The 6,830-nt window shown below is 74.9% G+C and carries 5 protein-coding genes; all 5 read left to right on the top strand.

Annotation, left to right across the window (positions count from 1 at the left end):
- Positions 1-140: 140 nt before the first annotated feature.
- On the top strand, positions 141-1,562 hold the full coding sequence (locus tag E2B92_RS14105) for a hypothetical protein (RefSeq protein ID WP_399431074.1): 1,422 nt from the start codon (positions 141-143) through the stop codon (positions 1,560-1,562).
- 17 nt (positions 1,563-1,579) lie between these two features.
- A complete protein-coding gene (locus tag E2B92_RS14110; RefSeq protein WP_126884051.1) occupies positions 1,580-2,614 on the top strand; it encodes a glutamate ABC transporter substrate-binding protein in 1,035 nt (344 codons plus the stop codon).
- Positions 2,615-2,645: 31 nt separating this feature from the next.
- On the top strand, positions 2,646-3,914 hold the full coding sequence (locus E2B92_RS14115) for a hypothetical protein (RefSeq protein WP_126884052.1): 1,269 nt from the start codon (positions 2,646-2,648) through the stop codon (positions 3,912-3,914).
- Positions 3,914-6,532 carry a serine/threonine-protein kinase gene (locus tag E2B92_RS14120; RefSeq protein WP_133087541.1) on the top strand — a complete coding sequence of 873 codons (2,619 nt, stop codon included), beginning with the start codon at positions 3,914-3,916 and terminating at the stop codon, positions 6,530-6,532. Before E2B92_RS14115 ends, E2B92_RS14120 begins: the two co-directional genes overlap by 1 nt.
- A 3-nt stretch (positions 6,533-6,535) precedes the next feature.
- Positions 6,536-6,830: zinc ribbon domain-containing protein (locus E2B92_RS33390; RefSeq protein WP_235023807.1), on the top strand; the 295-nt coding region annotated here is incomplete at its 3' end.

Consider the following 6,830-nt stretch of genomic DNA (forward strand, 5'->3'; position numbering starts at 1 on the left):
GGCGGCGTATACAGAGTGGGGGCGGTCGAATGGTGGTGCGAGCGGGGCGGCGGGCACGATAAGCACAAGATCGAGTCAAGCCTGGTGTGAAGAGCGGCCCCTTTGGCCATACTGCGGTGAGCGACCGAGGGGGAGGTCACGTGACATACGCACCGGATGCGCCGGCCGTGCCGAGCGCGCCTCGTGCGCCGGGCACGCCCGCCGTGCCGCCGCCACCACCGCCGCAGTCCCCGCCTCCGGTGGCGCCGCCGGCCGGGCGGGGGGCGTGGGCCGAGGGCGTGGCGCGGCTGCGTGCCGCCGCGACCACCGAGCCCGGGCGGCTGCGCGTCCTGGGCGCCGTACTGGCCGTGCTGGTCGTGGCGTTCGGTGCGGTCACCGCGTTCGAGGTCGCCGACCGGGCGGCGGCGGCCGACGACGTGGTGAGCCGCAGTCAGCCGCTGAGCGCCGACGCGGCGGACATCTACCGCTCGCTGGCGGACGCCGACACGGCGGCGGCGGGCGGCTTCCTGGCCGGGGCGCAGGAGCCCGCCGGGGTGCGCGAGCGGTACGAGAAGGACATCACCACCGCGTCCCGCCTGCTCGTCAGGGCCGCGGCGAACACGGACGGTTCCTCGCCGTCCGCCCGTGACATCGCCGCCCTCAACGAGTACCTGCCCCGGTACACGGGCCTGATCGAGCGCGCCCGCGCGGCCAACCGGCAGGGCCTGCCGCTGGGCGGCGCCTATCTGCGGTACGCCAACCAGCAGATGAGCACCCGGCTCCTGCCCGCCGCCGAGCGGCTGTACGAGGCGGAGACCGCGCGGCTCGGCCAGGACGACCGGCACGCGCGCAGCCTGCCTCTGGCGTCGCTCGGCGCGGGCATCGTGGTCCTCGCGGCCCTGCTGTGGGCGCAGCGCCGCGCCTACCTGCGGACCAACCGGGTGTTCAACCACGGCCTGCTGGCCGCCACCTCCGCGTGCGTGGTGGTGCTGCTGTGGCTGGTGGCCGGGCACACGCTGGCGCGGGCGGAGCTGACCGAGGCCCGGGTGCACGGCCAGGATTCGCTCAAGGTGCTGAACGAGGCGCGGATCAATTCCCTGAAGGCCCGGGCGAACGAGAACCTGACCCTGGTCGCCCGCGGCGCGGTGCTGACCGCCGACGGCAAGAAGGACCAGTACGAGACCGAGTACGGCACGGGCATGGGCAGGCTGACCACGGCGCTGGAGCGGGCGGGCGCGCTCGCCGACGACTCCGCGGGCGGTGAGCCGGTCGCGGACGCCGCGCGGCGGGTGGCCGAGTGGAAGCAGCGGCACAAGGACGCGCGGGCCACGGACGACGGCGGCGACTACGAGGGAGCGCTGGCGCGGGTGATCGGCGCCGAGGGCTCCACCGGGGAGTCCTTCGACGACGTGGACGCGGCGCTGGAGAAGGCCCTGGACCATGAGCAGGGCGAGTTCACCCGGGCCGCCGAGGACGGGCGCGGCGCGCTGACCGGTCTGCCGTTCGGGGCCGCCGCGCTGGCCGTCCTGGGCGCCGCCGGGGTCATCATGGGCATCAACCGCAGGCTGTCGGAGTACCGGTGAGGGCGAGGGGAGGCACGATGAGGGACGACGACACCGCGGCACCGCGCCCGGCGCGCGGGGCGGCCGGGCGGCTGCGCGGCTGGGGCGGGGTCGCGGCGATGGCCGTGGCGTGCGGGCTGACCGCCGCGCTGACCCTGGTGCCGCTGTCGCGCGGCGACTTGGGCGCCTCCCCCGTGTCGGGCGCCGGCGGCGTGCTGCCCGGCAAGGCCGACACCTGCGAGGACCCGGAGGCCTCCCTGCCGCCGTCCTCCGCGGACGGGCCGTCCATCGACGCCATCAAGAAGCGCGGCCGGCTGATCGTCGGCGTGGACCAGAACAGCTACCGGTGGGGCTACCGCAATCCGGCCACGGGCAAGCTGGAAGGGTTCGACATCGACCTCGCCCGGGCCATCGCCGCCGACATCCTCGGCAGCCGGGAGGCCGTCGTCTTCCGCGCCATCCCCACCAACCAGCGCATCGCCGCCCTGGAGAACGGGACGGTGGACCTGGTGGTGCGGACGATGACGATCAACTGCAACAGGATCAGGCAGGTCGCCTTCTCCACCGCCTACTTCCAGGCCGGGCAGCAGGTCCTGGCGCCGAAGGACTCCCCGGTGAAGGGGTACGACTCCTCGCTCAAGGGCAAGCGGGTCTGCTCGGCGGAGGGCTCGACGGCGTACGAGGCGCTGGAGAGGAACGCGTTCGGCGCCGTCTACAAGGACGCGCACGACGGTTCGCCGCAGGACGAGGACGTCCACACCGTGCCCAACCAGCTCGACTGCCTGGTGCGGCTCCAGATGGGCGAGGTCGACGCGGTCGTCACGGACAACGCCCTGGCGGCGGGCCAGGCGGCGCAGGACCCGGCCGTCGCCCTGAAGGGCAAGCCGTTCACCAAGGAGTTCTACGGCGTCGCGGCGAAGCTCGGCAACGACGACCTGGTGCGGCGGGTCAACCAGGTCCTCGTCGACTACCGCAAGGGGCCCTGGATGAAGGCGTACGACACCTGGCTGCGGCCCGTCCTGCCCGGCATAACCGGGCCGCCGGCCCCCACGTACCGGACCGGCCGGCCTTGAGACCCTGCGGGCACGAGTGGAGAGGTGATCGATGGGCGTCACGGGACCCCCTGGGCCGGTGATGGACCGGGACGAGGTGGACCGTGCGCTGGCGCGGCTCGGGGCGGAGCACAAGGCCGTCGAGGACTCGCTGCTGGCCCTCCAGGACCACGCCGGCCGCCGGCTCCTCGAGGGCGCCGAGCTGACCGGCACGACCAAGGACCGCTGGGCCACCACGGAGCGGACGATCACCGTGCTGTGGACGTACTTCGACGCGTACACGGCGGCGTTGCACGAGGCGCGCGAGGTGCGCTCCAGGCGCCGGTGGCCGGGCCGCGAGGAGCTGGCCGAGCTGACGGAGCGGTTGCGCGGCGAGAGCGTGACGGTGTCGGGCACGTCCGCCAGGCTGGCCGAGCGGTTCACGCTGGAGCGGCTGGTGGAGCGGATGAACGAGCTGTACGCGAGCTCGCTCGACATGGTGGTGACGGCGGACGCGGTGTGGTCGGCGCTGCCGGCGCGGATAGACCTTCTGGCCGCCGAGCTGAACCGCACCCGCTCGCTGGCGCACTCGGTCGGTGTACGGCCCGGGGAGCATCCGGCGGGGGACGAGCTGGAGTCGATCACGCACGAGCTGGCGACGCTGCGGGCGCAGGTGGTGACCGACCCGCTGGCGTTCTGGCGCCCGGCGGTGGGCAGTTCGGCGCCCGGCGGCGGCCGCCCGGACACCGACCGGTACGACCGGGCGGCCCGCGCGCTGGAGGACGTGCGCCGCGAGATCGAGGCGGTGCTCCAGGTGCGGCAGGACTCCGAGGCGCGGCTGCTGCGGCTGCGGGACGTCCTGTCGCGCGCCGACCGGACGCTCGCCGAGGCACGGGCGGCCCGGGGCGAGGTGCTGGCGAAGATCGCCGCGTCGGAGGTGCCGGTGGTCAGCGGTCCGCCGACCGCCCTCCAGGAGCGGCTGGCGACGGCCGCCGAGTACCGGCGGCACGCCCAGTGGCACCGGCTGTCCCCGCTGCTGGAGGCGCTGGAGCGGGAGGCCGAAGAGGAACTGCTGCGGGCCCGCGAGGAGTTGACGGCGGTCACGGCGCCGCTGGCGGTCCGGGCGGAGCTGCGGGGCCGGCTCGACGCGTACAAGGCGAAGGTCGCCCGGCACGGCATGGCGGAGGACCCGCTGCTGATCGAGCGGTACGACGTGGCGCGCCGGATGCTGTGGAGCGCCCCGTGCGACCTGCGGGTCGCCGAGCAGGCCGTACTGCGCTACCAGCGGGCGGCCGCGGAGGCCCTGTCGGGCTCCGGGCCGGCCGACCGGAGGGGGATGTGATGAGCGGCACCTGCCAGCGGCCGGGCTGTCCGGGCTCGTACGAGGACATGGGCGGCGGTGAGCTGTACTGCGACACCTGCGGCCTGGCGCCGGTCGTGTCGCCGTCGGGGATGGTGTCCTCGCCGGCGACGGGGATCGCGGGCGGCGGGAAGGGGTCGGCGGGCGGTTCGCGGTCGTCGTCCCGGTCCTCCTCGCGCTCGTCGCGGTCCTCGCGGTCGTCGTCGTCCCGCCGTTCGGTGTCCGGGCGGCTGTCCCGGTCGCTCTCGGGCGGGTCGGCCCCGTCCCGGTCGGTGTCGGTGCGCAGTTCGGGCGCGTCCACCGGGCAGTCGGGGCGCAACCGGCTGGGCGCGGGGCTCGTGTCCGTCCCGGCCGTGCCGCGCCCCGACCCCCGGTCGGTCGTGATGGCGAACCCGGAGGTCCCGGAGCGGAAGCGATTCTGCTCGCGCTCCGACTGCGGGGCGCCGGTGGGGCGTTCGCGCGGCGACCGGGCGGGGCGCACGGAGGGTTTCTGCACCAAGTGCGGCCACCCGTACTCGTTCGTGCCCAAGCTGCGCGCGGGGGACGTGGTCCACGGCCAGTACGAGGTGGCCGGGTGCCTGGCGCACGGCGGGCTGGGCTGGGTCTACCTCGCCGTGGACCGGGCGGTCTCCGACCGGTGGGTCGTCCTCAAGGGCCTGCTGGACACCGGTGACCAGGACGCGATGGCGGCGGCGATCTCCGAGCGGCGGTTCCTCGCCGAGATCGAGCACTCCAACATCGTCCGCATCTACAACTTCGTGGAGCACCTGGACCAGCGGACCGGCTCCCTCGACGGCTACATCGTCATGGAGTACGTGGGCGGCAAGTCCCTGAAGGACATCGCCAACGAGCGGCGGGCCCCGGACGGGCGGCGCGACCCGCTGCCGGTGGAGCAGGCGTGCGCGTACGGCATCGAGGCGCTGGAGGCCCTGGGGCACCTGCACAGCCGGAACCTGCTGTACTGCGACTTCAAGGTCGACAACGCGATCCAGACCGAGGACCAGCTCAAGCTGATCGACATGGGCGCGGTGCGGCGGATGGACGACGACGAGTCGGCCATCTACGGCACGGTCGGCTACCAGGCGCCGGAAGTGGCCGAGACCGGCCCGTCGGTGGCGTCCGACCTGTACACGGTGGCACGGACGCTGGCGGTGCTGACGTTCGACTTCCAGGGGTACACGAACGTGTTCGTGGACAGCCTGCCGGACCCGGGCAACATCGAGGTGTTCCGGACGTACGAGTCGTTCTACCGGCTGCTGGTACGGGCCACCGACCCGGACCCGGCGCGCCGGTTCGCCTCGGCGCAGGAGATGGCCGAGCAGCTCACGGGCGTGCTGCGGGAGGTGGTGGCCCTCCAGACGGGCCGTCCGCGCCCGGCCCTGTCGACGCTGTTCGGCCCGGAGACCCGGGTGACGGACACGCGGCTGTTCCCCGAGCTCGACGGTGACGTGTCGGCGCTGGGCGCCCGCGAGGTCCCCCGGGGCCTCGGGCTGCTGCGGCGGGCCGGCGGCACCGGGCAGGGCACCGCGGGGCCCGCCGTTCCCGCGCCGCGCACCCACCCGACCGGCGCGGTGGCCGGTGCCGGCGCGGTGGCCGGTGGCGGGGCGGGGGCCGCCGTGGCCGTTGCCGGGGCGGGGAACGGGGCGGGGAACGGGGCCGGGGCGGGAGCACCGCTGCTGGCGCCCCTCGACGCCCGGGCCACCGCGCTCGCGCTGCCCGTGCCGCACGTCGACCCCGGCGACCCGAACGCCGGCTTCCTGGCCGGGCTCATGGCGTCCGCGCCGGCCGAGCTGATCGCCGCCCTGGACCACGCCCCGGCGACCTCCCTGGAACTGCGGCTGCGCGAGCTGCGCGCCCGCCTCGACATGGGCGAAGCCGCCGCGTCGGGGCGGTTGCTGGACGGCCTGGAGGAGCGGTACCCCGACGACTGGCGGGTCGTCTGGTACCGGGGTGTGTCGTCCCTGGCGACGGGCGACGACGAGAACGCGGCGCTGTCGTTCGACGCGGTCTACGACGCCTTCCCCGGCGAGCCGGCGCCCAAGCTGGCGCTGGGCGTCTGCGCCGAGCTGCTGGGCCAGTTGGACAACGCGGCGGAGTACTACCGGCTGGTGTGGTCGACGGACCCGGGTTACGTGAGCGCCGCGTTCGGCCTGGCACGGGTACGGCTGGCCGCCGGCGACCGGGACGGGGCGGTGCACGCCCTGGAGTCGGTACCGGAGGCCTCGATCCACTACACGGCCGCGCGGGTGGCGGCCGTGCGGGCCCGGCTGCGGCGCCGCTCCGCGGCGGAACCCCTGCTGGGCGACCTGACGGCGGCGGCCGATCAGGTGTCCGGACTGCGGCAGTTCGGGCTGGACGCGGTCCGTCACGAACAGTTGTCCACAGAGGTGCTGGGCAAGGCCCTGGACTGGGTACTCTCCGGTAGTCCCGGAGTGGGCACCGCACGAAGCCCGCTGCTGGGCAGCGAACCGGACGAGCGCGGCCTGCGCCTCGGACTGGAACGCTCCTACCGGGTGCTCGCCCGGCTCGCTCAACGGGGCGAGGAGAGGATCGACATGGTGGAGCGGGCCAACCGCTTCCGCCCCCGGACATGGGTGTGAATGATGTCGCAGAGGCACCAGCTCTCCGCCTGTCCCAGCTGCGAGGAGCCGCTGGAGTCGGGTGACCTGTTCTGCGGTGCGTGCGGGTACGACCTGTCGGCCGTACCTCCACCGCCGCAGGACCGTCCGACCATGGCCATGGGCTCGCCCGTGGGCGGCGCGGCCTGGCCCGCCGCCCGGCCGCCCGCCGGTCCGCCGGGTGGCCGGCCGCCCGCGGCCCCGGCGGCGGTGCGGTTCGACGCCCGCGCGGCGGACGGCGGCGACTTCGAGCTCCCCGCCCCGGCGCCCGGCACCGCCC

The organism is Streptomyces sp. WAC05374, assembly GCF_004353505.1.
Lineage (GTDB): Bacteria > Actinomycetota > Actinomycetes > Streptomycetales > Streptomycetaceae > Streptomyces.

What these genes read in the sequence shown, in the direction of transcription:
- E2B92_RS14110 (WP_126884051.1), top strand. Translation starts at nt 1,580, where the DNA reads ATGAGGGACGACGACACCGCGGCACCGCGCCCGGCGCGCGGGGCGGCC.
- E2B92_RS14115 (WP_126884052.1), top strand. Translation starts at nt 2,646, where the DNA reads ATGGGCGTCACGGGACCCCCTGGGCCGGTGATGGACCGGGACGAGGTG.
- E2B92_RS14120 (WP_133087541.1), top strand. Translation starts at nt 3,914, where the DNA reads ATGAGCGGCACCTGCCAGCGGCCGGGCTGTCCGGGCTCGTACGAGGAC.